15 protein-coding genes and 1 riboswitch are annotated in these 25,779 nt (G+C 57.8%); of the genes, 5 read left to right on the top strand and 10 right to left on the bottom strand.

Translation table 11 applies throughout. The features are described from left to right. Window positions 1-160: 160 nt before the first annotated feature. The 5 genes from H7B67_RS26390 to H7B67_RS26370 form a co-directional block, all read right to left on the bottom strand. A complete protein-coding gene (locus H7B67_RS26390; protein ID WP_185122878.1) occupies window positions 161-1,774 on the bottom strand; it encodes a xylulokinase in 1,614 nt (537 codons plus the stop codon). A 195-nt stretch (window positions 1,775-1,969) separates the two neighbouring features. After that, window positions 1,970-2,578: a class I SAM-dependent methyltransferase gene (locus tag H7B67_RS26385; protein WP_185122877.1), complete on the bottom strand. Its 609-nt coding sequence runs from the start codon at window positions 2,576-2,578 to the stop codon at window positions 1,970-1,972. A 40-nt stretch (window positions 2,579-2,618) separates the two neighbouring features. Next, window positions 2,619-4,355, bottom strand: coding sequence for a methyl-accepting chemotaxis protein (locus H7B67_RS26380; RefSeq protein ID WP_185122876.1), 1,737 nt, complete (start codon window positions 4,353-4,355; stop codon window positions 2,619-2,621). 248 nt (window positions 4,356-4,603) lie between these two features. Further along, complete coding sequence (locus H7B67_RS26375; protein WP_185122875.1) at window positions 4,604-4,888, bottom strand: hypothetical protein; 285 nt, start codon at window positions 4,886-4,888, stop codon at window positions 4,604-4,606. Between the two features lie 176 nt (window positions 4,889-5,064). Next, complete coding sequence (locus tag H7B67_RS26370; RefSeq protein WP_185122874.1) at window positions 5,065-8,244, bottom strand: S-layer homology domain-containing protein; 3,180 nt, start codon at window positions 8,242-8,244, stop codon at window positions 5,065-5,067. Between the two features lie 83 nt (window positions 8,245-8,327). Next, window positions 8,328-8,414, bottom strand: a riboswitch (cyclic di-GMP riboswitch). A 242-nt stretch (window positions 8,415-8,656) separates the two neighbouring features. On the opposite strand from H7B67_RS26370, the gene H7B67_RS26365 reads away from it, so the two are divergent. Then, window positions 8,657-9,301, top strand: coding sequence for a DsbA family oxidoreductase (locus H7B67_RS26365; protein ID WP_185122873.1), 645 nt, complete (start codon window positions 8,657-8,659; stop codon window positions 9,299-9,301). Between the two features lie 98 nt (window positions 9,302-9,399). On the opposite strand, the gene H7B67_RS26360 is transcribed toward H7B67_RS26365, so the two are convergent. Both H7B67_RS26360 and H7B67_RS26355 read right to left on the bottom strand, forming a co-directional pair. Then, on the bottom strand, window positions 9,400-9,969 hold the full coding sequence (locus H7B67_RS26360) for an NAD(P)H-dependent oxidoreductase (RefSeq protein ID WP_185122872.1): 570 nt from the start codon (window positions 9,967-9,969) through the stop codon (window positions 9,400-9,402). 34 nt (window positions 9,970-10,003) lie between these two features. Further along, window positions 10,004-10,984: an NAD(P)H-binding protein gene (locus tag H7B67_RS26355; RefSeq protein ID WP_185122871.1), complete on the bottom strand. Its 981-nt coding sequence runs from the start codon at window positions 10,982-10,984 to the stop codon at window positions 10,004-10,006. Window positions 10,985-11,338: 354 nt separating this feature from the next. Between H7B67_RS26355 and H7B67_RS26350 the strand changes: the two genes are divergently transcribed. The 3 genes from H7B67_RS26350 to H7B67_RS26340 all read left to right on the top strand — a co-directional run bounded on the left by H7B67_RS26350 (window position 11,339) and on the right by H7B67_RS26340 (window position 16,853). Further along, window positions 11,339-12,211, top strand: coding sequence for a hypothetical protein (locus H7B67_RS26350; RefSeq protein WP_185122870.1), 873 nt, complete (start codon window positions 11,339-11,341; stop codon window positions 12,209-12,211). Between the two features lie 47 nt (window positions 12,212-12,258). Beyond that, window positions 12,259-15,351, top strand: a complete 3,093-nt coding sequence (locus H7B67_RS31365; protein ID WP_185122869.1) for an S-layer homology domain-containing protein — start codon at window positions 12,259-12,261, stop codon at window positions 15,349-15,351. A gap of 137 nt (window positions 15,352-15,488) precedes the next feature. Continuing rightward, window positions 15,489-16,853: a dicarboxylate/amino acid:cation symporter gene (locus tag H7B67_RS26340; protein WP_185122868.1), complete on the top strand. Its 1,365-nt coding sequence runs from the start codon at window positions 15,489-15,491 to the stop codon at window positions 16,851-16,853. A 75-nt stretch (window positions 16,854-16,928) separates the two neighbouring features. On the opposite strand, the gene H7B67_RS26335 is transcribed toward H7B67_RS26340, so the two are convergent. Continuing rightward, window positions 16,929-18,587 carry a glycoside hydrolase family 3 protein gene (locus H7B67_RS26335; protein WP_185122867.1) on the bottom strand — a complete coding sequence of 553 codons (1,659 nt, stop codon included), beginning with the start codon at window positions 18,585-18,587 and terminating at the stop codon, window positions 16,929-16,931. Between the two features lie 286 nt (window positions 18,588-18,873). On the opposite strand from H7B67_RS26335, the gene H7B67_RS26330 reads away from it, so the two are divergent. Continuing rightward, window positions 18,874-22,704 carry a glycoside hydrolase family 10 protein gene (locus tag H7B67_RS26330; RefSeq protein WP_185122866.1) on the top strand — a complete coding sequence of 1,277 codons (3,831 nt, stop codon included), beginning with the start codon at window positions 18,874-18,876 and terminating at the stop codon, window positions 22,702-22,704. Between the two features lie 386 nt (window positions 22,705-23,090). On the opposite strand, the gene H7B67_RS26325 is transcribed toward H7B67_RS26330, so the two are convergent. After that, window positions 23,091-24,980, bottom strand: coding sequence for an FtsX-like permease family protein (locus tag H7B67_RS26325; protein ID WP_185122865.1), 1,890 nt, complete (start codon window positions 24,978-24,980; stop codon window positions 23,091-23,093). After that, window positions 24,955-25,725: an ABC transporter ATP-binding protein gene (locus tag H7B67_RS26320; RefSeq protein WP_185122864.1), complete on the bottom strand. Its 771-nt coding sequence runs from the start codon at window positions 25,723-25,725 to the stop codon at window positions 24,955-24,957. The genes H7B67_RS26325 and H7B67_RS26320 overlap by 26 nt, the downstream gene beginning before the upstream one ends. Between the last annotated feature and the right edge of the window lie 54 nt (window positions 25,726-25,779).

The raw sequence follows: 25,779 nt of genomic DNA, 5'->3' as shown, positions 1-25,779 counted from the left end.
CATCAAAGTGAACTGAATGCCGGGGCTGCAAATCATGGAATCTCCGTTTCTATTAATACAAGATGCTAAAGCAATGACGACTTGAGATGTGAGCGTCGCGGCGCTTTTCATATTTTCGAAGTGAAGTATTTCGAAATTCAGGATTATCTTTTGTTGGGTATTATTTCTTCCAATTTTCTACAAAATGATCTACCGCCGCCTGCTCAATTACCAGCCCTTCCGTGTATCGCTCCATAAACAAAGCAAATCCATTCACATCTGCGCTGTCAGGGTAAACCTCTTGTACTTCTGCGTCATTGAACACTTTAGTGGTAAGATAATTTACCAAGCTCTCGTGCTGTTCTTTGTTAAGCATATAGGATGCCAAGATTGCCATCCCCCATGCGCCACCCTCTCCAGCCGTAGACATGACCGAAACAGGAACATTCAGTGCTGCGGCACACATTTTTTGACCGACAAGCGGCGTTTTGAACAACCCGCCATGTGCCAAAATACCGTCAATCGTTATATGCTCTTTCTGTGTCAAAATATCCATTCCTAGCCTTAGCGCAGCAAATGCGGTATAAAGATGTGTTCTCATAAAGTTAGCCAGATTGAAGCGGCTTTCTGGAGAACGAACGAACAGCGGACGACCTTTTGCTAGCCCGGTAATGTTCTCGCCTGAATAGTAGCCGTAGCTTAGCAAGCCGCCTCCGTCGGCGTCAGCTTCCAGTGCTTTATTGAACAGTACACTGAATATCTGGTTTATATCAGGTTTTATTCCCATTGCTTCGTAAGATTCGCGAAACAATCTGACCCATGCATTAATATCGCTGGAGCAGTTGTTAGCAAGAGCCATACCGACGGGGCTGCCATCAGGTGTAGACATGATGTCAATCTCAGGGTACACCGTAGATAAGTCTTTCTCCAGTACAAACATCGCAAAAATCGATGTGCCTACGGAGATATTACCGGTGCGCTTTTTAACGCTATTCGTAGCGACCATGCCTGTTGCGCCATCACCTTCTGGGGGACATAGCGGAATGCCAGTTTGCAAGTTGCCTGATGGATCTAATAGTCTTGCACCAGCTTCAGTGAGATACCCGGCATGCTCACCCGCGGTAAGAACCTTAGGCAAAATATCTTTGAGATTCCACGGGTAGTCTTTATCCGCAATTAATTCGTCGAACTGCTTCACCATTTTTTCATTATATTGCCGTGCAGATTCATCGATTGGGAACATGCCAGAAGCATCCCCTATTCCAAGAGCCTTGCTGCCAGTCAACAGCCAATGTACGTAACCGGACAAAGTTGTAAGATAATCTATGCTAGCGATATGATCTTCATCGTTTAAAATCGCTTGATACAAATGTGCGATGCTCCAGCGTTGAGGAATTTTATATTGGAACTTCTCGGTTAGCACCGATGCAGCTGTACCCGTTGTAGCATTTCGCCATGTACGAAACGGAACCAATAGCTCGCCTGCTTGGTCAAGTACAATATAGCCCTGCATCATGGCAGAACATCCGATTGAACCGATTTTTTGCAAGGTTACGCCATAATTATTTTCAATTTCTTGCTTTATTAGGTGATAGGCTTCTTGCAACCCGTTGATCATTTCGTTGAGATTGTAAGTCCAATAACCGTCGATCAATTGATTTTCCCACTCATAAGTGCTGGAAGCGATTATTTCAAAATTGAAATCAATCAGTACAGCCTTAATTCTTGTAGATCCAAATTCAATCCCAAGCGTGGTTTCTCCCTTAAGTATCGCTTGCTTAACATTTTGATCCATGATGGCTTAACACCTCCTTTAATGTATGAGGGAAAGTTTGGGTTGGCTTGGTGTAATGATAACACTTGTAACTTAGTTTGTCTAATAAACAAACTAACTTTATTGCAATGGGTTTCAAGAGTTGGGTTCCATAATCAAGGAATATAGCAAAAGCACCATGCCCTAGAGTCTCCCTCCGGAAGCATGGTGCTTGTTTTATTTGCGGAGCAGCAGCGACTGAAAATGCGGCCGTCCCTGCCCCATATCCACGGTATGAAAGTCGAGCAGCTCGAACTGCCGCGTATACGCCGCAACGACTCGGTCGTCCTCGTACATCGCGAAGAAGCGTTTCGGTTCGTAAGCATCCTTGTCCCAGATGCCTTCCGAGTCCTCCCCGCCGTACAAGCCGCAGAAGAACAGCCCTCCCGGCTTCAGCACCCGCTTGATCTCTTGCAGCACGCCGTCTAGCTTCGCCTTCGGGACGTGGAGGAGACAATTGAGGGCATACACCGTATCGAAGGTCCCCTCGGGAAAATCCAGCTCGGAAAAATCCATCAAGCGAGCGCGGAGCCCCTTCTCCGTGCAGAGCCTCACCATCTCCTCCGACAGATCGACCGCCGTTACGTCCAGCCCTTGCCGGCTGAAATACAAGCTGTCGCGTCCCGTGCCCGCCCCGATCTCCAGCAAGGATTCGCGTCGTTCACTTTTAACGCGGTTAAGGAAGCTCTCCCGTTCCTCCCGCTTCCAAGGCTCCAGCTCCGTCCGTTCCCGTTGTTCGGCGAAGTTATTGTAGGCTTGCTTGAGCATGTTCTTCTCGGCAGTCATGACGGAACTCCTCTCCTTTATGCGCTCTCCGCTTACCGGCTTACAGCTTGAATCTCTCCGCCAGCTGCTTCATCCGGTCGGACATGTCGCTCAGCTTGCTCGCGGAGGAAGCGATCTCTTCCATGGAAGCGAGCTGCTCCTCGGCGGCGGCGGATACCGACTGGGAAGCTTCCGCCGTCTGCCCGGACAGCCGTTCCATCTCATCGAGCGACGCCGCGATCTGCTCCGAGCTCGCCGCCATCTGCTGGGCGGCTGCCGTCGTCTCTTCGACCTGATCGACCACCCCTCGGGTCGACTCGAGGATGCGGGCGAAGGCTTCCCCGGTCTGGCGGATAACGCCGACAGCCCGTTCCGCCTCCTCTTCTCCCTTTCTCATGGATACGACGGACGCTTCGATATCCGCTTGAACGCTCTCGATGAGCTCGGCGACCCGGCCGGCCGACTCGGTCGAGCGTTCCGCCAGCTTCTTGATCTCGCCCGCCACGACGGCGAAGCCCTTGCCTTGCTCGCCGGCCCGCGCGGCCTCGATGGAGGCGTTCAGCGCCAGCAGGTTCGTCTGCCCGGAGATTTCCTTGATGGCTTCGGCGATGAGCCCGATCTGCTCCGAGCGGATCCCGAGCTGGTTGATCAGGCCGCCGAGGTCCCCTACCGTTTCGTTGACGCTCGCCACTTGCTCCTCCGACAGGACGATTTGGCTTTGCCCCAGCTCGGCTTGCCGAAGCGTTTGGACGGCGGACTCATAGGAGCTTGAAGCCGTCGTCGCCACTCGTTGAATGCCGCCGGCCATCTCCTCCATCGCCCGGGTCGTCGCCCGGATGCTTGCCGCTTGAGTATCGTTGCCGCCGGCGACCTCGGCGACGGCAAGCGAGATCTGGTTCGCCGCCTGCGTCGTCTCGGCGGTGACGGTCGTCAGCGTGTGAGCCGAAGCCGCGATCGCGTTGGCGCTCAGAGTCTGATTGCCCGCCAGCTCGCGAAGGTTGTCCATGAGGTGGTTGATCGACTGCCCTAACCGGCCGATCTCGTCGCTTCTCCTAATCGATAGAGCCTCGCCCGTCAGGTCCCCGGCCGCGATCTCCTCCGCCCGGACGGTCACCTGGCGGATCGACCGGGATATGCGGATGGAGAAGAACGCGAGCACGACGCTGCCGGCGACCACGCAAGAGACGAGCGTAATCAGGATGGCGCTTACGATGTGCTTCTGGGCGGCATTGTAATCCTGCAAATACGAACCCGCGGCCAGAATCCAGCCCCATGCGGGCGCCTGCTCGCTGTAGGTAATTTTGACGGCTTCCTTATCCGAGCCCGGCAGAGGGAAGTCGTACGTCGTGAAGCCGCCTCCCTCTTGCGCAAGCTTAACCATGTTCTGTATGTAAAGAAATCCGTCTCTGTTCTTATTCTCCCACAGGCTGGCTCCTTCCTGGGTCGGGTGCGCGAGCATGACGCCCCGCTCGTCCATCGCGAAGAAATAGCCGTTCTCGCCGAGATCGATCGTCTCGTTGATCGGCCGCGTTCCGTCTTCCGCCTTCTCTCCGAGCGCTAGCACGCGGAACTTCTCCTGCGCTTCCTCCTCGGTCATTTGCCCGTTTTGCACGGATTCGTCGAGCGTCTTGATCATCTGGCCGGCCAGCCGAACGCTGTTCTTCAAGGAATTCTCGATCATGCGGTCCGTCTCGTCTTCGGTTACCCGATAGGTAACGAGGCCCAATACGGAAATAGGCACGATAAGCAATATTAGAGTAATGGAGGTCAGCTTGGCTCGAATGTTCAATTTCAGCAAGGTGCATTCCTTCCTTTCGATTAGTCGGTAGGCTGTTGGTTCCTATTAAGATAATCCTTTAGTACTATCCCGTCAAAATTATGTATCCAGAATCTCTCATTTTTGGAGGCCGGAAAATCGAAAAAAGCTCCGGATCCCTCCCGAAGCTCGTTAAGTTATTTTCCTTTTTCCATTTTATTCTTCCATGAGAAAACCGATGGCAATAGCCCATCGGTTCTCTGCCGCTCATTGTCCCGGGCGCCTCCGGATTAAAGCCAAGAGCCATAGTAATGGCGCTTGCCGTACGACTTGCTCTTGTCGCAGCCGCAGGATTTTCCCTTGTCGTGCCCATGCAATTTCTTATCGTAGCCATACGACTTCATGTCGTAGCCGTACGATTTCTTGCCGTGGCTATAGGATTTGTGCTTGTCGTGCCCGCTGGATTTCTTCTTGTCGTCGTACCCGTAAGATTTCTTCTGCTTGAACTCGCAGTAGCAATCGTAGTGTCCGGCGGATTTTTGGTAATCGTAGGAGGATACTCTAGCTTTTCTCATGGTTCTCCCCCTTTCTTATTTGAGATACCATAGGATATTCCGGCTAGACTCCTCTGCTTGTACCATTAACCTCCTCTGTTAAAAATGGTTGAGCGATTGGTAGAATCCGCGCGAAAAAAAAACGCCGACTCCGAGCTTCCGCTCGGTGTCGACGCCATAGGATGTGCTGCGATTGACTAGGATCGAATGAATTCGATGATGCTTTTCTCTCCGAACGTTGTCAAGGCGAAGAGCTGCCCGCCGCCGTTGAAGACGGCTTGCCCCAGACCGTCGGTCGGCAGCGCCCCCGTCTGAGCGAAGGTAGCGTAGTCGTAGATGCCGATCCCCTTCGCGTTGGCCGCGACCGTCAAGAATCGGTCGTTCGCTATATCGAACGCGATGCCCTCGAAGCCCTTATTCAGCTTGCCGACGTATACCATATCGTCCTCTTGGTTGTCGGCGGCTTGGAACACCGTTCCCGCTCCGTTAAAGATGTATTGCCCGTCCGGGGACAGCCTGAACTTGGTGCTCATCGCATAGGTGCCGTGGTAAGGAGAATCATAGCCTCCCGGGTAAGAAGCTTCGACGAACTCTCCGTTCAACAGATTGTACGCGGACAAGTCGCGCGGGGAAACGTCGGTGTTGATCGCGTACAGCTTATTCAGCGTTGGATGCATCTCGATGTAGCTTTGCTGCCTGATCGTGCTCTTTTCCACCAGAATTAAAGCAGTATCGCTTCTGGAATAGGAGATCACGTCGGTCCATTGGCCGGACCCAGACGATACGTAGATATAACCGTCGCGCCCTACCGCGATATCGTATGGGTCCAGATCGATATCGTAGACTTGCTCGACGGACAGATCCGCCGCGTTCACGATCGCGATGGCTCCGCTCTCCTTATCGGCATAGGGGTCATGCTTCATTTTCAACAGGGATACGTAGATCTCGCCATCGGCATAAGTCAGGCTCTCCGGCGGCAGGTCGAACGACAACGAGGCGAGCTCGCGCGTCTCATAATTTAAGGCGTAGAGCTTCTTGTTAGCCTTATCCGTCATATAGAGAATCGGCTCGTCCGAATTCAGGACGGAATCCGTCGGAACGAAGCCCAGCTCAAGGTGCTCGTTGGCATAGGTCTTGGCGCTGGCGGCTTCGCTAAGCGCCGACTCCATGCCGATGTCCTCGCGGAATGAGGTAGCCTTGAAGTATTTCGTCGTGTTCGGCGCGATATCCGAAACCGCATAGCTGGCGTCCGCGATCTTCAGCTTCCCGCCGGAAGAATCCGTAACGGGAACATATGGGCCGTCCGCCGAGTCGCTCGTATACAGATAATAGTAGTCGGCGTCCGGGTCCTGCTCCCATTGAACCTTGATTTGGGTATCGGAGACGGGCTCGGCCGTCAATCCCGCCGGCGCGGAGATCCCGCCCACCTTGTCCAGAACCCACTTCTTCTCGGCCGCGTTCCAAGTCGCTTGGACGAGGAAGTATTCGTTCACGGACATCGTCAATCGGTCCCCGTCGGCAAGAGGAAGCGCGCCTTCCGTTACCTGATTGCCAAGATCCGACACGATATAGTCGTTGATTCGATAACGGATATCCTCCAAGCCTTCGTAGTAAACATATCCGTATACGGCCTCATTCGCCGAAATCGTATCGACCATCGGGAAATCGTAGAGATCGTAGTGAATCCCGTCCGTCAAATAGGCTGCGTAACGGGAAGCCGGTATCGCGCCTTCTTCGACCATGAATTCGACAAGCTGTCCATCCTCGCCCGAATAGGCGGCGCCGTATACCGCTTCGTTGACCGAATCCTCGAGCACATAGCTTAATGCGGAATAATTCTCGTAGGGGTCGAAGTAGGAGTAGACTTTATCCCCGATAATGGCGGCCGCATAGACGCCGGGCAGCTCTTCGTCTCCGGAGCCCGTTCCGGGACCCGGACTCGGTTCCGGACTAGGACTTGGTTCCGGACTAGGACTCGGCTCCGGATTCGTCGGCGGCGCAGTCGTCGCCGGCGGAGTGCCGCCGCTGCCGCTACTGCCGTTCGAATCGGGCTGGCCCGTGACGTTCTTGCCGTTGATAACGACGAGAGTTACTCCATTCCCCATCGTATACTTTTCGACGCTCAACTCGATCGTGGTGCCTTGCGCGTTGATTTCGACGGACTGAATCGTGCCTTCTCCGTCCATCTTGACAGAAGCGTTTAGAACGACGCTGATCAGCACCGCCAGGTCGCCCGCGTTGACGACGGCGCCTTCCGCCTGTTCTCCGACGACCAGCTCGTCCAATTTCGCTCCGGCCATCACGACCAAGGTGAGCTTGTTCTTAACGTCTACATGGCCGAACCGGCCTTGCAGCTCCACGTTCTCGCCGCGGTTCGCGATCTCGACGTTCGCGAATTTCTGCTCTTCGTTCTCCGTCTGCAGCTTCGCCTCGGACTTGACGGTCGTTTTGGCGATGTTCGATTTGCCCTTGGCGAACAGCCTTACCTTCCCTTTAGCCTTCTCGACGATGACTTCGTTCAGGTTGGCGTCGTTCAGAACGACGCTATTCTCCCCGCCGCCGGCCACGATCGTTCTGCCTTTGACGGTGACGTTGTCGAGATAAACCTCGCCCTCTCCGATCCCGGCAGCCAAATACAGGTCGCCCGTGACGACGGTATTCTTCAGGGTTGCTCCCGCCGCATTAATCGTTACGTTGCCCTCGATCGTCTCCTCCGCCTCTCCGCCCGTCGTGCCCGGCGTTTGGATCCGCGTTCCGGCGATGCGGTCCAGCAGAACGACCGCTTCCGCGCGGGAGATCGATTGCGTCGGCTTCAGCGTTCCGTCCGCGAACCCGGTCATATAACCGTTCTCCACGACCGCATTCAGATAGGGACGGCTCCATTGCGAAATTCGGTCCGCGTCCTTGAAGCCGCTTAGGCTCGAATCTCCGCTCGTCTCCAGCTTCATCAGCCCGGCGACGATCTTGGCCGCTTCCTGACGGCTGATGACGGCATCCGGCCTGAAGGATCCGTCCGCGAATCCGGACACGTATCCCGCCAGCGTCGCCTTGGCAACGTCGGCCGAATACCATTTGCCCGCGGGGACATCCGAATAATTCGTTGTCCCTTGCTCGCCGAAGCCGTAAGCCCGGTTGACGAGAGCGACGAACTCGGCCCTGGAGATCGTGCTGCCGGGTCTGAACGTTTGGTCGGAGTACCCCGCAATCAGGCCTTGATCCAACCAACGGGAGATCGGCTCTTCCGCCCAGTTGCCCTGCAGATCGGCCATGCCGCCGGCTCCGTTCTCGCTCCGAGCGGACACGACTCCCAGGTTCGAGAAAACCAGGGATAAGACGATGCATAAAAGTAGTGCTGTTTTTCTGTTGAATCCGCCCACTTCCCAGTCCTCCTCCGAATTTCTCCCAACGCAAAAAAAGCATCACGCCATAGGGGATGCCAAAATAAAGCACGTAAGCGCACTTTGGCAACCTGGCAATCTTGGCTCCGTAGAGCTGTAGACCCATGGCTTTGCGTCCCTACCTTTCGATAGGTTTGCCTTTATCATTTTGCGAGAGAATTTTATGGATATTACGACCCAGAATATACCACGCGCCTGTCCTATCAAACAAGGAAAATTCAGACTGAATTTGGTACTAATCTCCTTATTCCGCTCGAATTTAGTTCTAAAGACATTCCTTTTACGGACAACTTGCAGCCATTTGGAATGAAGCCGATTAAGCCAATCTGGCTTCAGAAAGTTAAGTGTGTTACATTTGATAAGAACCATATTCCATAAAGGATGGTGCCCGATGAAAGTCGAAGTCTGGTCCGATTTTGCCTGTCCGTTCTGTTACATCGGCAAACGCAGGTTGGAAGGCGCGCTGGAGCAATTCGCTCACCGCGACGATATAGAGGTGGAATTCCGCAGCTTCGAGCTCGATCCGAACGCGAAGCGCGACGTGGATTACAACGTGAACGAGATGCTGGCCCGCAAGTACGGCATGACCGTCGAGCAGGCGGCGGCGAACAACCGCAATCTGACCGAGCAGGCACGGGCGATCGGCCTCGAGTATCATATGGACAAGTCCGTGCTGACCAACTCGTTCGACGCTCACCGCCTGACGCATTATGCGTCGCAATTCGGCAAGCGCAACGAGATGGCGGAGAGGCTATTCAAGGCTTACTTTACCGACGGCCTTCACATCGGGGATCATGAGACGCTGGCCAATCTGGCCGCCGAGGTCGGCTTGGACCGGGAGGGCGCTCTTGCCGCGTTGACGAGTTCGGACTTCTCCGAGGAAGTGCGCGAGGACGAGCAGTTCGCCGCCCAGATCGGCGTTCGCGGCGTGCCTTTCTTCGTTCTGGATCGCAAGTATGCGGTGTCCGGAGCCCAGCCGACCGAGGTGTTCCTGGACGCTCTGGAGAAGGCTTATTCGGAGAGCTCGGGGAAGTAAGAACGCATCGCGGGAAAACTCTGGCCCTTCGGCCAGAGTTTTTTGGTTGCTAACTTCCTAGTCGACTCGTGATTTCGCTCATTAAGGGTCTAGCCGCGTTATTCATGTTCCCTCAACCGTTCCGGAAGCCGTTCCAGCCAAGCGATCCTGTCGTCTTCTGTCGAGGAGAGCACCGAGTCGTAGACAAGATGCGAGGATACTTCGAAGCCGCAATACGCCAATATCCCCTCGTCGATCGTAAGCCGAAGCGCTTCTGCCGTCCCGTCGGCTTCGTACTGCCCCCACGACTTGTTCTGCGTGTGGATCACCGTCGCTTGCTTGCCCTTCAGCAGCCCGACGGGAAGTCCCTTATCATATTTATAAGCGAATCCGTACGAGAAAACTCGTTCCACATATCCTTTGAGAATGGCGGGCATTCCCGTCCACCAGAGCGGATAGATCATCACGACGTGATCCGCCCACGTTAGATAAGACTGTTCCCTTACGACGTCTTCTCCGACTCCCCCTAACAGCTCGCTCGTGCCGAGCACGGGCTGAAAACCCATTTCGTATAAGTCGCGGACGATAACGTCATCCCCTTCCTCGCGGAAGCTCCTCTCCGCCGTCTCCAGGATCGCATGGTTGAAGCTCTTCTTTCTCGGGTGGGCGTAGATGATCAAGCGGTTCATGACAGGTCTCTCCCTTTTTGAAATTAGTGATTAATCAATTACCTATGGGGACACTATTGCTATTTTTCCGTTGCAAGGCGCGAATCGTCTCCGAGATCCCCGCTTCGATCGGCGTCGAACGGATCGGGCCGATCATCCGCTCGTATTTCTCTCCGCTCAGGATCAGAGGCTCTTCGGTCAAATAAAGCATCTCCACGACTTCCTTCATGACCGGGACGCCCATTCCGAGCAGGGACAAGCCGATCTTGCCGAGCGGAATCACCGGCTTTGAGGCGCCGCTCGCCTTCCGCGCGAAACGTACGATATCATTGCCGGAAACGATGCTGCCGCCGGGGATGTTCCAATTCTGCCCGTAGGCTTCCTCCCTGCCCGCGAGCTCCGCGATCATGTAGGCCGCGTCCGGCAGGTAAACGAACTCGCGGGGAACCCGCATGTTGCCGATAAAGAAGGCCATTTTGCCCGCGGCTATCGCTTCCAGGGTGGAGCCTAAGTACGAGGCTTCGTTCGCCGTCGGTCCGTAATAATCCGGAAGGCGGGCGATCAGCACCTTGGCCCGGCTCCAACGCGGATCGAACAGCATGTGCTCGAAAGCGAGCCTGACCTTGCCCTTTCTCGTATGCGGCTGCTTCGGATGTTCTTCGGTCACCCGGTCCGCCTGCCTTCTCCCGTATGGGTATATCCCGTCGATGGCGACGACCTTCACGCCCATCCGGTCGGCTGCCTTCATCACCGATTCGCCCAGGGGAATCAGCTTGCTCGCCATCTCATGGTACGGGACGTTGGCGCAGTGGAACAGGACGTCCGCGCCTTCCGAAGCCGCGACGATATCGTCCGGACGGAAGGCATCGCCCACCGCGATCGTCATGTGCGCCGGATTCCCGAACGCGGCCTTCAAATGCTCCAGCTTCCGGCGGGAACGGCCGAACGCCACCGTCGGAATCCCTCTTCTGACGAGCTCCTCCGTCACCGATGCTCCAGTGCCTCCCGTCGCTCCTACCACAATCGTTTTTTTCATTTTAAGCACCTCTCCCGAATCAATTTGTGATTGATCAATTACTAACTCAAGCTCACTATACCATGCGGTTAGTGATTGGTCAATAACTAAATTTTAATCTTTATTAGCCTACCTCAATCTGCAAATCCGATAATTTCAATAGGAAATTGTTATTTTTGTTATTGACACCCGTTTTGGCGTGCATTACGATAGCAACAGATCACAAAATGTGCCCGTTTACGGGATGATAAAAAGCGAAATCGACTGGACAGCCAGAGATTTAACGCGAACGCGCGTGCGTTCTGCGTTAAGTCTCTTTTTTTATCTCGTAAACAGACACTCCACTATTAGATCCGATGAAGGGAAGGACCATCCATGAGAAAAAGAAAAGTCGCAGCATCGAAATTAAGCGTCTCGCTGATCGTCGCGTCGCTCGCGTTCGCCGTCTTGACCTACGCGGCCGTGTCCGCCAGCCAGAAGCCGGAGGCAGTCGATCCCGCTCCGACCTCGGCTAGCGATACCGTCGCTCCGCCGACAGCGGAACAGACGCCGGCAGCCGAAACGCCGCAGCCGGCCGAGACCGCGCAACCGAAGGCCGATGCCTCTCAGCCTGCGGGTACGACGGCAGCCTCCACCGCTCCGGCAGCGCCGCAGTCTTCGGAGTCCCCGGCGCCGGAAGCCGCCCATCCGAAGGCGTCCGATGGCGCGGCCGACAATACGGCATCGGAACCGGCAGCCGCCTCGTCGGCCAAGACGGCCCAGCCGACGGCCGATTCCAAGCAAGAGCAAGCGAAGCCGACGACCAAGAGCGTCGCATCCGCGGCAACGGGCTCTTCCGCGAAGCAAGAAGCTCCCGCCTCGGCTCCAGCACCTTCTCAACCTGCGGCTCAGGCCGTTGCCGAGAAGCCAAAGGCAGAAGCCAGTGAGACAACCTCCGCTTCTTCTTCCTCTTCTTCTGCCGCTTCCTCTTCTACGCAGGGCGAAACGACGAAGAAGGCCGGCAGCTTCGTCACGAAGAGCAGCGTAGCTCCTAAGGCGAACGAATCGGCCACGACGTCCTCTTCCTCCGGCGGATCCGCCGCGAGCTCTTCGGCATCCTCCGCTCCGGCCGCTCAAACGCCTGCCGCTCCTTCTTCCGACTCGGGTTCCTCGCAGGCTCCTGCTCCGGCGCCCAGCTCCTCTTCCGATTCCGGCTCTTCCTCGTCCGGCGGCGGCAGCGGCGGTTCTTTGGAGGAAGAAATCTGCTAAATCGGCGTTAGCTTCGGTCATCCTACTACGAAAGGAAGAACCCTCCAGTGAACTTATTCAAATCCTGCAAGAAGCTCCTTGCGCCGATCTTGGCTACCGCTCTGGCGCTCCCCGCTCTTGGCGTCGGAGCCGCGAGCGCCGCCGGGCCGGTAACGGCTTCGTTAACCAGCCCGGTCAGCCACTACGATTACTTCCAAGACGTCTATCCGAGCCTTGCCAACAAGACGCACGTCTTCAAGACGACGACCTATGAGGACCTCGTCACGATCCTCGGCAGCGAAGGAACGTTCGCCCTCCTGATCGGAGGCGCTTGGAGCGCCGAGACGCAGGCCGACATCGGCTATATCAACGATGTCGCCAAGGAATACGGCATCTCGACCATCTATAACTTCGACACGAAGCTGGACGGCCAAGATCTGAACATCGCGGACAGCGGCAACAAGTACTCCCATTATTACGTGGACTTGGTGAACAAGTACCTCCCGAACCTGTCCGTCAGCGGCGCCACCTATTCGAACCCGCGCCCATTGACGGACTCGGCTTCCGTTAGCAGCGTTACCTACGGGGTCTACGGCGGAGAGGTCAGCTACACGAATTCGAGCGGGGAGAAGGTATCCGCTCCTAAGGCGGAAGCGCCGTACTTGCTCGTGTACAACAAGGACCACAAGGACGGCAATGGAGCCTCCGCCCCGATCATCGCCTCCCTGGAGAAGCACGGAGAGGACGAGAGCGCGACTTACGATTCGAGCTACTTCTCCGATCCGGCGAACGTGGCAAGCTATAAGGCGAAAGTGCAAAACGTGCTGAGCGCGGCCAAGCCGGCCGAGTACCGCACCCTGACGAATTGGGAGTTCATCGGCAACGCCTTCAACAAGACTTTCTGGGCGGAGAATCCGGCATACGACCCTTCGACTCCGGCCGTGGAAGGCAAGTCGAAGGTGACCATTTTCCAACAGGGCGTCGACAATTACGATGTATTTCAGCATGTGACCTACCACGAGCTGAAGAGCCTTCTGGCAACCGAGGGCAACTACGTGATCCTGTTCGGCGGCTCCTGGTGCCCGAATACGCAAGCGGACATCCGATTTATCGCGAACACGGCGAAAGCGTACGGCGTCGACAAGATCTACTTCTGGGATACGAAGCTGACGGCCGGCGTCGACGTGGCTAGCTCCCTGCATCCGCATAACAACGACGAGCTGCAAGTCCGAACGAATAACCACGATTACGCCTACCTGTACGGGGACATCGTGAGCACGTATCTGACCAACATCCAGACCCAGAACAAGTCGGCCGCTCCTCCTGCGCAAATTACTTATACGAAGAACGGCACCGAGCTGAAGGCCGACCGCCTGCAAGTTCCTTACCTGTTCTCGTACAGCAAGAATAACGTTAACGCAGACGGCGCGGCTGCCCCGATTCTCGGCCACGTCGAGCTGATGTACTCTTGGGTCAGCGCCAGCTCCAACGTCGCTCCGGACTACTCGTTCGGCGAAGGATACGAGATCGGCTTCCACAACAAGAATCTGATCACGGCGTTGAAATCCCTTTACTCGCGTCTTGAAACCGTTCCGTCCGGCCTCTCTACGCAAGCGGCTTCCGGCGCTCAAGCATCCGACGGCAAGATTGCGGGAACGAAAAACAAAGCGTTGGAATACAAGCTCGCCAGCGTAGCGAACAGCGTCTACACGGCGAACGATCCGACGAAGGATTCGATCGACAACCTGCCTGCGGGCACCTACTATGTACGTTATGCTTCCAAGCCCGGCTACCAAGGCCCCGTAACCGTTAGATCTGAAACAGGGACCAAGCCGGTTGCTCCGGCCGCCGTTCCATACGATGCCGGAAAATCGGTCGAAGTCGTGGTCGGCGCCAATTCGGGCGGCTCCATTGGCGGATCGAATCCGCCTGCTAACACCAATACCGATAAGGATGACGACACGGCAACGAATCCGGGAACCGGCGGCTCCGTGACCGTCTCGGCGGACGTCCCGTCCAAGACGGACGCGAGCACGGGCGACACGCTCGCCAGCCTTACTTCCGAAGCGGCCGCGAAGCTTATCGAGAGCGTCAAGAAATCCGAGTCCGACGGCAAGAAAGCGGTCCTGGAGCTGAAGGTCGAGACGGCCGACGCCACGAAGACCGCACAACTGAACATTCCGAAGGCCGTTCTCGACGAGATCGCCAAGGGAACGAACGCCAGCCTCCAAATCAAGTACGGTTCGGTAGGCACGATTGCTTTCGATTCCAAGGCTATCGAAGCGATCAGCGCGAACGCCGGCACGGGCGACGTGACGATCATTATCGCGAAGAGCGAATTGACCGAAGAGGGCAAGCAGGTTCTCGGGGACCGTCCGGTCTACGACCTGACGGTGTTCCTCGGAACCGAGAAGATCTCCTCGTTCGGAGGCGGGCAGGCGAACGTCTTCCTTCCTTATACCCTGAAGGCGGGCGAAGCTCCGGAAGCCATCGTCGTTTACTACGTTACCGATGAAGGCGAGCTGGAGACGGTACGCGGACACTACAACGCCGAGACCGGAACGGTCGACTTCCGGACGGCGCATTTCTCGCAATACATCGTGGGCTACAATCCTGTATCCTTCGCGGACGTTCCGGGCAGCGCTTGGTATTCCAAGGCCGTCGGCTACCTGGCCGCGCGCGACATCGCGACCGGAACCGACAAGGGAGGTTTCGATCCGGAGGGGCAAGTCACGAGGGGACAATTCATCGTGCTGCTGCTCAAGGCGTTCGGCATTCAGCCGGAAGCCGCCGGCGCGGCCAACTTCGCGGACGCGGGCGACGCGTATTACACGGGTTATCTGGCCGCCGCCAAGAAGCTGGGCATCGCGACCGGCGTCGGCGACAACCTGTTCGCGCCGAACAAGACGATTACCCGCCAAGAGCTGTTTACCCTGCTGCATCGCGCGCTGGAACAGCTCGGAGAGCTTCCGGCGGAGAAGACGGGCGCGTCCCTCTCTTCCTACGCGGACTCCGGCGACATCGCCGGCTTCGCGCAGGAGGCGTTCCAATCGTTCGTCGAGAGCGGAGTCGTCGCCGGCGACGGCGCCAAGCTCGACCCGAAAGGCATTACTTCCAGAGCCGAAGCGGCTCAAGTGCTTTACCGACTGTTGTCTAAATAATATTGCCTATCGCGGAATGCCGTCCCCTAGACGGCCGGCGGAAAATGGGGGCCTTCGGGCCGCCCATTTTTCCCGTTTGCGGCTCGCCGATCCGGCAGCCGAAATCGCGTCATCGGCATAGGAGGCCTTCATCCCTTATGAACGACATCGAGAACAACCTGCTATCGGCGATCGAGACGAATTGGTACAGCTTCGTCACCTCGATTTTCGCCTTCTTCATCCTCTTTATCCTTGCGAAGAAACGCGTCGGCTTCGGCACGCGCGTCCTCATCGGGCTCGGCTTGGGCGTTCTTGCCGGGATTCTCCTGCAGAACCTCGACCTCGAGACGAAGGGCGTCACGACGTTCGGAAGCATCTACGTCAACCTGATCCGGATGCTCGTCATCCCTCTCGTCTTCGTGCTTGTCCTGAACAGCATCGCTTCGATCAAAAGCTTGGACTATCTGAGGAAAATCGGCTTTAAAACGTTCGCCTGGTTCCTCGGAACGACCGGGATCGCTTCGGTCATCGGCCTTCTCGTCGCCCTTGCGTTCGGACCGGGCGGCGGCATCCGCCAGGAGGTGCCGGAAGGCTTCGAGGCGCGCGAGATTCCGACGTTCTCCGAAGTCATCCTCGATCTCGTTCCTTCCAATCCGTTCAGCGACGCCGCCGAAGGCAAGGTCGTGCCGATCCTGATCTTCGCCGTCTTCCTGGCGGTCGCGATCATCAAGATCGGTTCCAAGAACGAGGCGGCGGTGAGACCCGTCCGGGATCTGATCGAATCGCTGACCCAAGTGCTTCACCAGGTGGTCAAGTTCGTCATCCGCCTGACTCCCTACGGCGTCTTCGCGCTGATCGCGGGCATCACCGCCCGTTACGGCTGGGATACGCTGCAGGAGCTCGGGAGCGTCATCGTCTCCTCGTACGTCGCCTTGATTCTGCACTTCGTTCTCGTGTTCGGAGGACTCGTTCTGCTCGTCGCGAAGGTCAATCCGATCCGGTTCTTCCGCAAGATCTATCCGACCATCGCCGTCGCCTTCACGACGAGAAGCAGCTACGCGACGCTGCCCGTCAACCTGGAGGTCATCACCAAGCGGCTGCACGTCTCCCCGCGCATCGCGAGCTTCGTCGCCCCGCTCGGAGCGTCCGTCAACTTCAACGGCTGCGGAGGCGTCTGGCCGGCCATCGTAGCGGTCTTCACCGCCCAGGTGTTCGGCATCGACCTTAACGTCACGGATTACATCGTTCTTGTTCTGGTCAGCATCATCTCCTCGATCGGCGTCGCGGGCGTTCCCGGCCCGGCTGTCATCTCGACGACCGTCGTGCTGACCGCTCTCGGCCTGCCGCTCGAAGGCATCGGCATCGTCGCCGGCGTCGAAGCGCTCATCGACATGGGCCGCACCGCCGTCAACGCGACGGGCACGACCGTCACGTCTCTTCTCGTCGCCGACTCGGAAGGCGAGTTCGACCGGGATGCGTTCAACCGCGCGAAAGACGACGAGGAGATTGCCTTGAGCGCGTGAGGTTAAATAGCAATAGGGTGTACCCCGTCATCCGAGATGACGGGGTACACCCTATTTATGCGGGCTAAATCGCGATCAAAGATTGTCCACCGGAGCGACGCCCGCGAACGGAATCTCGCCCAGCAGAGCCCGCACGAACGCTTCATGCGAAGACGGCACGTTGCTGTAGGCGTTCACGGCGACCGGCGCCATGTCGAAGTAATCGGCAATGACGTACGGCGAGCCGAAGGAGACGACGACCGACTTGCTCCGGCCGGCGGTCAGCGCGCTCCAGCAGGCGGATGCCTCGTCGGCGCTGAAGGCCAGCGGCCCCATCGGATGATGGTGGCGCAGAATCGGCGCGTAGACGATCAGATCGAACTCGGGCTCGCGCTTGATCAGGTCCTCGTACCAGACGCCCCGGATCGTCTCGGCCTCGATGCCGCGGCGCTTGAACGTCTCCCCCAGCGCGGACAGCTCCTCGTAATCGGCGTTCGACGGCGTAATGCCGACGATCAATACCTTGCGTACCGCGTCCGGCTTCGCCGGCAGCAGGCCGATCTCGTCGCGGACAAGCGTCAGGCTGCGCTCGGCCACCTGCTGCGACGTTCGGGACGCGAACGCTTCGATCGCGGCGGAATCCTCCTCTTCGACCGGCACGGGCCGAGGCTCTTCTTCGGAAGCGAGAACGCCGAAGCGCCGCTTCATTCTCAGCACCCGTTCGACGGCATCGTCCAGCCTCTCCATCGTCAGCTCGCCCGTCTCGAGGGCCCGCTCCACCGTCTCGAAGTACGTCAGCTCCGGCCACAGCATCAGGTCGGTGCCCGCCTTCAGCGTGCGCAGATAAGCATCGCTGCGCTCGTACCACTTCAAGTACCCGCCCATGATGAGCGCGTCGCTGACGATCGCTCCCTTAAAGCCCATCTGCCGCTTCAGCAGCGTGTCCGACAGCTCCGCGGACAGCGTCGCCGGCAGGAAGCGGCCGCCGAGTACCGTCTCCGACTGGAACGAAGGCAGCGAGATATGCCCCGTCATGATCGAAGCCAGGCCGTCGTCGATCAGCGCCTGGAAGACAGCTCCGTGCTGCGCCAGCCACTCCTCGCGGGACAGCGAGTTCACCGTCGTCGTCAGATGCTGGTCGCGATAATCGCAGCCGTCCCCGGGGAAGTGCTTCGCCGTCGCCGCCAGCCCGTGGTCCTGCATGCCGCGGACGACCGCCTTCAGCAGCGGAATCGTCCAGCTCGGCTTATCCGAGATCGCGCGAATGCACGTGATCGGGTTGAAGCGGTTGACGTTCAGGTCGGCGACCGGGGAGAACGTCCAGTTCACCCCGGCCAGCCGCGCTTCGAGCGCCGTCGCCTTGCCGTAGTCGTAGGCCAGCTGCTCGCTCTTCGCCGCGCCAAGCGCCATCGGGAACGGCAGCTTCGTCAGGCCGGGAATCATGCTCCCGCAGCCGTTCTCCAAGTCCGAAGCGAAGATCAGCGGAATCTTGGTCGCCGACTGGTACTGCTCCGTCGCTTCCTTCACCTGCTCGAAGCTGTTGCTCGTCATGACGTCCTTGATGATCTCCGCTCCGACGAAGAAGCCTCCTACCGGATACTTGGCCAAGAACGCCTCCAGGCTTCCTTCCATCTCGATCTCTCTCGCCCGGCCGGACAGCAGGACGACCGTCTGGCCGATCTTCTCTCGAACGGACAAGTCCGACAGCTTGATATCGGGGATAGGTTCACCCGGATTCCTCGTTTGATTGCTCATTTTCTCTCTCGTTCTCCTCTCTCTGTTCCATTTTGCGCATGGGGTTGGGATGGCTCGATGCTACTATCGCCGAACGGCGGAATGGCGTCTACTGTAAAATCGCAAGAATCCTGTACGCAAACGCACAAACCAACTGGATAAATATCAAAAGGATATTCTTTAGTTCCTCGGGTAACCGTTTTCTGGATAATCGTTATAATTTTGTTCGAGAAAGGAGGCCAGGCTGCGGGAATTCATGTAAGCGCTTAATCCGATTTAAAAAAACGATTCTGGGGGAATGCGACTCATGAGCACGGAGCTCAAACGGTTCACTTCGATTTTGCTCGCGGCGGCTTTGCTCTTCTCGTTATGGGGGCTGGCGCCGTCTTCCAAGGCCGAGACTTCCGACAACGCGACGACGGTCTACCGCGAGACGTTCGCGAATGGCAAGGGTTTGGCGTCGCAAGCCGGAGGCGTCAGCCTGACTCCCGTCGCGGACAAGACGTTCGCCGGCAATGACGACGGAGCGGCATTATACCTGAGCAACCGCAAGAACAGCTGGGACGCGGCCGATTTCAAATTCGCCGACATCGGCCTCGCGAACGGCAAAACCTACTCGGTCACCGTATCCGTCTACGTCGATTCCGACGCCGCCGTTCCGAGCGGATCGCAGGCCTATCTGCAGACGGTGGACAGCTACGCCTTCCTGGCGGGCGCGAACCTGCAGGCGGGCCAGGCGGTTACCCTGACGAAGGAGTTCACGGTAGATACGAGCAAGGATACCGCCCTCCGGGTGCAATCCAACGATGCCGGGGCGACCGTTCCTTTCTATATCGGGGATGTGCTTATCACGGAGAAAACCTCCTCCGGCGGCGAGGAAGAGCCGCCTCGCGATCCCGCGCTTCCATTCGACACGGTGACCTTCGAGGACCAAACGGCGGGAGGCTTCGTCGGACGGGCCGGCACGGAGACGCTGACGGTGACGGATGAGGCCAACCATACCGAAGGCGGCTCCTATGCGCTGAAAGTAGAAGGTCGATCCGAGAACTGGCACGGCCCGGCCTTGCGCGTGGAGAAGTACGTCGACAAGGGCGGCGAGTACAAGATCTCGGCCTGGGTCAAGCTGATCTCGCCCGACAGCTCGCAGCTTCAGCTCTCCACGCAGGTCGGCGACGGAAGCAGCGCCAACTACGTGAACCTCTCCGCCAAGACGATCCGCTCGGAAGACGGCTGGGTTCTATACGAAGGAACGTACCGCTACAACTCCATAGGCGGCGAGTACCTGACCGTCTACATCGAGAGCTCGAACAACGCGGCCGCCTCCTTCTACATCGACGACATCGGCTTCGCCGGCACCGGATCCGGACCGGTCTCCATTCAGAAGGACCTGGTTCCGGTCAAGACGGCTTACCAGGACGACTTCCTGATCGGCAACGCGATCTCCGCGGAAGACCTGGAAGGCGTTCGGCTTGAACTGCTGAAGATGCATCACAACGTCGCGACGGCCGCCAACGCCATGAAGCCGGATGCCCTGCAGCCGACGAAGGGCGACTTCACCTTCTCCTCGGCGGACGCGCTCGTCGATAAGGTGATTGCCGAGGGCATGCGGATGCACGGGCATGTGCTCGTCTGGCACCAGCAGTCGCCGGAGTGGATGAACACGAACGCGTCCGACGGCTCTCCGCTGAGCCGGGAGGAAGCTCTGGACAATCTCCGTACGCATATCCGCACGGTCATGGAGCACTTCGGAGACAAGGTGATCTCTTGGGACGTCGTGAACGAAGCGATGAACGACAATCCTTCTAATCCGACGGACTGGCAGGCCTCTCTCCGGCAATCGCCGTGGTACAAAGCCATCGGCCCGGACTATGTGGAGCAGGCGTTCCTGGCGGCCAGAGAAGTACTGGACGATCACCCCGAGTGGAACATCAAGCTTTACTACAACGATTATAACGAGGACAACCAGAACAAAGCCCAGGCCATCGCGGGCATGGTCAAGGAGCTGAACGACCGTTACGCGGCCGGGCATCCCGGCAAGCTTCTGGTCGACGGCGTCGGCATGCAGGCGCACTACAGCATCAACACGAACCCGGACAACGTGAAGCTGTCTCTGGAGAAGTTCATCTCGCTGGGCGTCGAAGTCAGCATCACCGAGCTGGATATCCAGGCAGGAAGCAACTACCAGCTGTCCGACAAGCAGGCCGAAGCCCAAGGCTACCTGTACGCGCAGCTGATGGATCTGTTCCGCGCCCATGCCGACCACATCGCAAGGGTAACCTTCTGGGGCATGGACGACAACACGAGCTGGAGAGCTTCCTCCAACCCTCTGCTTTTCGATAAAGATCTGCAGGCTAAGCAAGCCTATTATGGAGTCATCGACCCGGCCAAGTACATGGAGGAGCATGCTCCCGACTCGTCCGAGGCGAACCAAGCGAACGCCGCGTACGGGACTCCCGTCATCGACGGAACGGTCGACGCGGCCTGGAGCCAGGCGTCCGAGCTTCCGATCGACCGTTACCAGACGGCTTGGCAGGGCGCGACCGGCACGGCGAAGGCTCTCTGGGACGAGAACTATTTGTACGTGCTGATCCAAGTAAGCGACTCGCAGCTGGACAAGGCGAACCCGAACGCTTGGGAGCAGGATTCCGTCGAGATTTTCCTCGATCCGAACAACGGCAAGACTTCGTTCTATCAGGAAGACGACGGGCAGTACCGGGTTAACTACGACAATGAAGTCTCGGTCAGCCCGACCAGGCTCGCCGATGGGTTCGTTGCCGCAACCAAAGCGACGGGGACGAACTACGCCGTGGAAGCGAAAATTCCGATTCAAGCGATCTCGCCGGATAACGGCAAGAAGCTCGGCTTCGACGTTCAGATCAACGACGCGAAGGACGGCGCCCGTCAAAGCGTCGCCGCTTGGAACGACACGACCGGCACCGGATACATGGATACGTCCGTGTTCGGCGTGCTGACCTTGACCGGCAAGAGCTCCGGCCCGGTTATCGTCGTCGGCGGCGGAACGGCGCCGTCGGTGGGATCGATCGAGAACAAGGATGGCGTCGTCTCGATCAAGCCAGAGGTCAAGAAAGAAGGACAACTTACGACCGGAATCGTGTCGGAGGACAACCTGAAGAAAGCGCTCGAGCTGGCTTCGCCGGCCGCGGACGGCACGAAACGGATCGTCGTCGAGACGCCGAAGCAGGAGAATTCGACCGCTTACGGGGTTCAACTGCCGACCGAGCGTTTGAAAGGGCAAGACAGCTTCGTCCTGACCTGGAAGACGGGCCTGGCGGAGATCGCGATCCCGAGCGATATGCTGACCGGCGAGACGGCGGGCTCCGGGCAAGCAGCTATCCGCGTGGCCGTAGGCTCGCCGGAATCGTTGGATGCCGCGACGCGAGAGAAGATCGGCAATCGGCCGGTTCTGGAGCTGAGCCTGCTCGTCGACGGCAAGGCGACGTCTTGGAGCAACCCGAGCGCACCCGTTGCGATATCCATTCCTTATAAGCCGACGGCGGAAGAGCTTCGCAGCCCGGATTCGATCGTCGTCTGGTATATCGACGGCGATGGCAAGGCGACGCCGGTTCCGAACGGCCGCTACGACGCGGCGACGGGCACGGTCGTCTTCCGCACGACTCACTTCAGCAGCTACGCGGTGGCGTTCGTATCCAAGACGTTCGGAGACTTGGCGAACGCGCGCTGGGCGAAGCCGGCTATCGAAGCGTTGGCCGCGCGCGACGTCATCCGCGGGACGTCCGCCAGCACGTTCGCTCCATCCGCCTCGATTACGAGAAAGGACTTCGTCGCCCTTCTCGTTCGGTCGCTGGAGCTGCAGGACGCGGACTTCGCCGGGGCCGGCGACGGCGACGGCGCTGCGCAGTCGAACGCCCCTTTTACCCGCGAGGATATGATGGCGCTGACCGCTGGCGCATTAAAGGCGTCCGGCAAGCCGCTCGAAGCCGGAGGCACGCTGGACGGGTTCGCCGACGCGGCGAGCCTCTCCGCCGACGCGAAGGCGAGCGCGGCCGCTCTCGTGAAAGCCGGAATCCTCAACGGCAAGAGCGGCAAGCTGGCTCCGGGCGATACGCTTACCCGCGCGGAAGCAGCGGTTATCGTTTACCGGATCTGGAATCTGTAACTCAAGATGCACGCAAAGAAGCCAGTCGCGAGGCTGGCTTTCAGAGTGTCAAGAAACCCAGATATCTTCGTAAACACGGCGTCCAATGAAACCGGACGCTCGCAGCCGAAAAAAAGGAATGCCCGCGTCTTCAAACGGGTTAACTGCGACTCTTGCGGACATACAGCCCGTAGAAAACCCTTAGAAGGGTAAAAGCCCCTTTTCAAAGCCATTTCCGAATGCTGACGGACTGTATGTCCGTTACATTTCCAAAGGGCAATAAATCAGTGTTTAAGAGTCGCCAGTTTCCGTTAGCCGATATCGGGCATGCAAGTCGCCGTATGACTTTGTCACCAGTCTGGAAGCCAGCCGCGAGGCTGGCTTCTTTATCCGTTGCGGCTTATCGTCTACGCCCGCTTCACGTTAGCGATGTAGCTCGTACGGATTAGCAGGTAATAAACGATTTGAATCAAGACGAACGCTCCGAGCACCAGCGAGGATTCGCGGAGCAGCCCGTAGTCGAACAAATGCTGCAAGGCGGTAAGAGCGACGGCCCCATGAACGACCGCAACCAGAATCGGAACGAAGAACAGCAGCAGGATTTGCTTGGTCAGTACGCGGGACATCTCCCGGTCGCTTAATCCCAGCTTGCGGATCGCCTGGAACTTGCGCTTGTCCTCCTCCAGATCCGTGTACAGCCTGAAGTACAGGAAGCTGCCCGCCCCCACGAAGAAGACGATGCCGATGAACAGTCCGACGAACAAGATCATCCCGTAGGCTTGATCCAATAGAAACAACTGGTAATCCAGGCTGAAGAAATCGAAACGGCCGTTCGCCCCGTCTTGGTTGAGCTCCTTCTCTAGCCGTTCGCCTATCTCGACCAGATCCGCCGAGCCATGCCGAACGTCGAACGCATGGAACCGGTCCACCTTCTCCCCGCTGCCCAATTGCTCATACAACGGGTCCGGGACCACGTAATAGTCCCCGAAGATTCGGAGAGACACCGACTGGATCGCCTGCACCGGATGAAGGGATACCTTCGAATCCGCGAGCGCGACGTCGGACAAATCCGCGCTTTTCTTATATAAAGAGTTGTTGTAATACACGACCGCGGCTTCGTTCCCCCGCACCTCGGCAAGCTTCTCGCCGGCGGCCTTCGCGATCGAATTGAATTCGGACGCCTTCACGACGGCAGCCGTCTGCCCGGACTCCAGCTTCGCGTACTTGATGTCAGCCTCGTACTTCAGGTAGTCCGCGCCCGATTCCGCCAAAGCCCCATCGATAAGATCCAGGTGCCGAGCCGACAGCTCCGAGGGATTGCCCGCGGACGACATGTATTCGATAGCGAAGGGATTCTCGTCTTTGACGATATTCGTGTACATCGATTTGAAGCCGATCAGCGAGCCGATCGCGCTGAACGCAACGGTGGACAGGATCGCCACCATAAAGAAGGTCCGGGCGTTGTCCTTCATGCGGTAAGCGAGGTCCGAGAACAGCACCAGGTTGGTGCGGCGCCAGAAGAACGCTCGGTTCCCCCTGCTGCGATTAATGAGATAAACGCTTAGCTGCGTGAACAAAAAATAAGTGCCGACGATGACGACAAGCGTCACCGGGATCATGGCGTAAACGACGAGCGTCCCCTTGACCGACAGCGCCGCCGCATACCCTCCCGCAAGCAGCAGGACGGCCGCCCAGCTCAGGAAAGCGGACGCCATGGGCGCCGGCTTGGGCTTCGTCGAACCTTTAAGCAAGTCGATCAGCTTATGGCCCCGCAGAATCGCGACGGTGAACAGCGAGATGGCGAAAAACAATACCATAAACGCCCCGAAGGTCAACCCTAATGCGGACGCTGGAAAGTAGAACGTTAACGTCTGGTCCAGCCTCAGCGCGTTCTGCGCAACCAACAGGATGAGCTTGGCGAAGACGAGACCGATCCCGATTCCGGTTACGGTGGCGGCGAAGCCGATGATCATATTTTCCATGAAGACCAGACCGCGCAGCTGCATGTTGGACATGCCGTGCATGACGAGAACGCCGAATTCCTTCTTGCGGGTCTTCAGGAACGCGCCCATCGAATAAAGCACGAAGAAGAACGAGAACGCATAGATGATCGCTTCGGCGAAATGCATGGCCATGGATACGTCCGATTGGATCGTCTCCCCGTTCAGCCCGGGGTGGAACGCGAACATGGAATAAACGAAGAAGACCATGACCGAGAAGGCGCTGCTCAGGAAGTAAGCGGCATAGATCCGGCTGTTGCGGAGGACGTTGTTAAACGCGAACCGACGCAAGGTCATGCGCATGCCCTCCCATCAACGACAGCATATCGATGATCTGCTGGAAGAACGCCTGGCGATTGTCTCCCCGATGGATCTCGTTGTACAGCTGGCCGTCCTTGATGAAGATCACCCGGTGGCAGTAGCTGGCGGCCAAGGCATCGTGGGTAACCAGCAGCGTCGTCGTCCCTTCGGTGCCGTTAATCTCCGACAAGGTCAGCATGACGTCCTTGGCCGATTTGGAATCCAGGTTCCCCGTCGGCTCGTCCGCCAGCAGCAGGCTGGGCGAATGGATGATCGCCCGCGCGATCGCGGCACGCTGCGCTTGGCCGCCGGAGATCTCGTAAGTTCGCTTGCCGAGGATATGCTCGATTCCCAATCTCTCCGCGAGCCTGCGCGCCTTCTGCTCCATGACCGATACGCGTTCTCCCTCTAGGACGAGCGGCAGAACGATGTTCTCCTCGACCGTGAGCGTATGCAGCAGATTGAAGTCCTGAAACACGAACCCGAGCTCCCGCCGCCGGAATTGCGCCAGCTTGTTCTTCTTCAACCGATGCGGAACTTGCCCGTTGATATAAATGTCCCCGCTGGACGGCTGGTCGATCGTCGCCACCAGGTTCAGCAGCGTCGTCTTGCCGCTGCCCGACGGTCCCATGACGCCGACGAATTCCCCCTTCTCCATCGTAAACGAGATATCGTTCAGCGCCCGATATTGGACGCCTTCGCCGTATATTTTGCTCACTTGGTCCACTTTAAGAATATCCATCGCGTCTTTAACTCCCTTTCCGTGAATGAAGAACTCTTGATGTCAGTCTACCGG

Origin of the sequence: Cohnella thailandensis, assembly GCF_014212135.1 — a bacterium.
Lineage (GTDB): Bacteria > Bacillota > Bacilli > Paenibacillales > Paenibacillaceae > Cohnella > Cohnella thailandensis.
The sequence above is the reverse complement of the archived record's forward strand: the minus strand, read 5'-3'. Positions and strand labels throughout refer to the sequence as shown.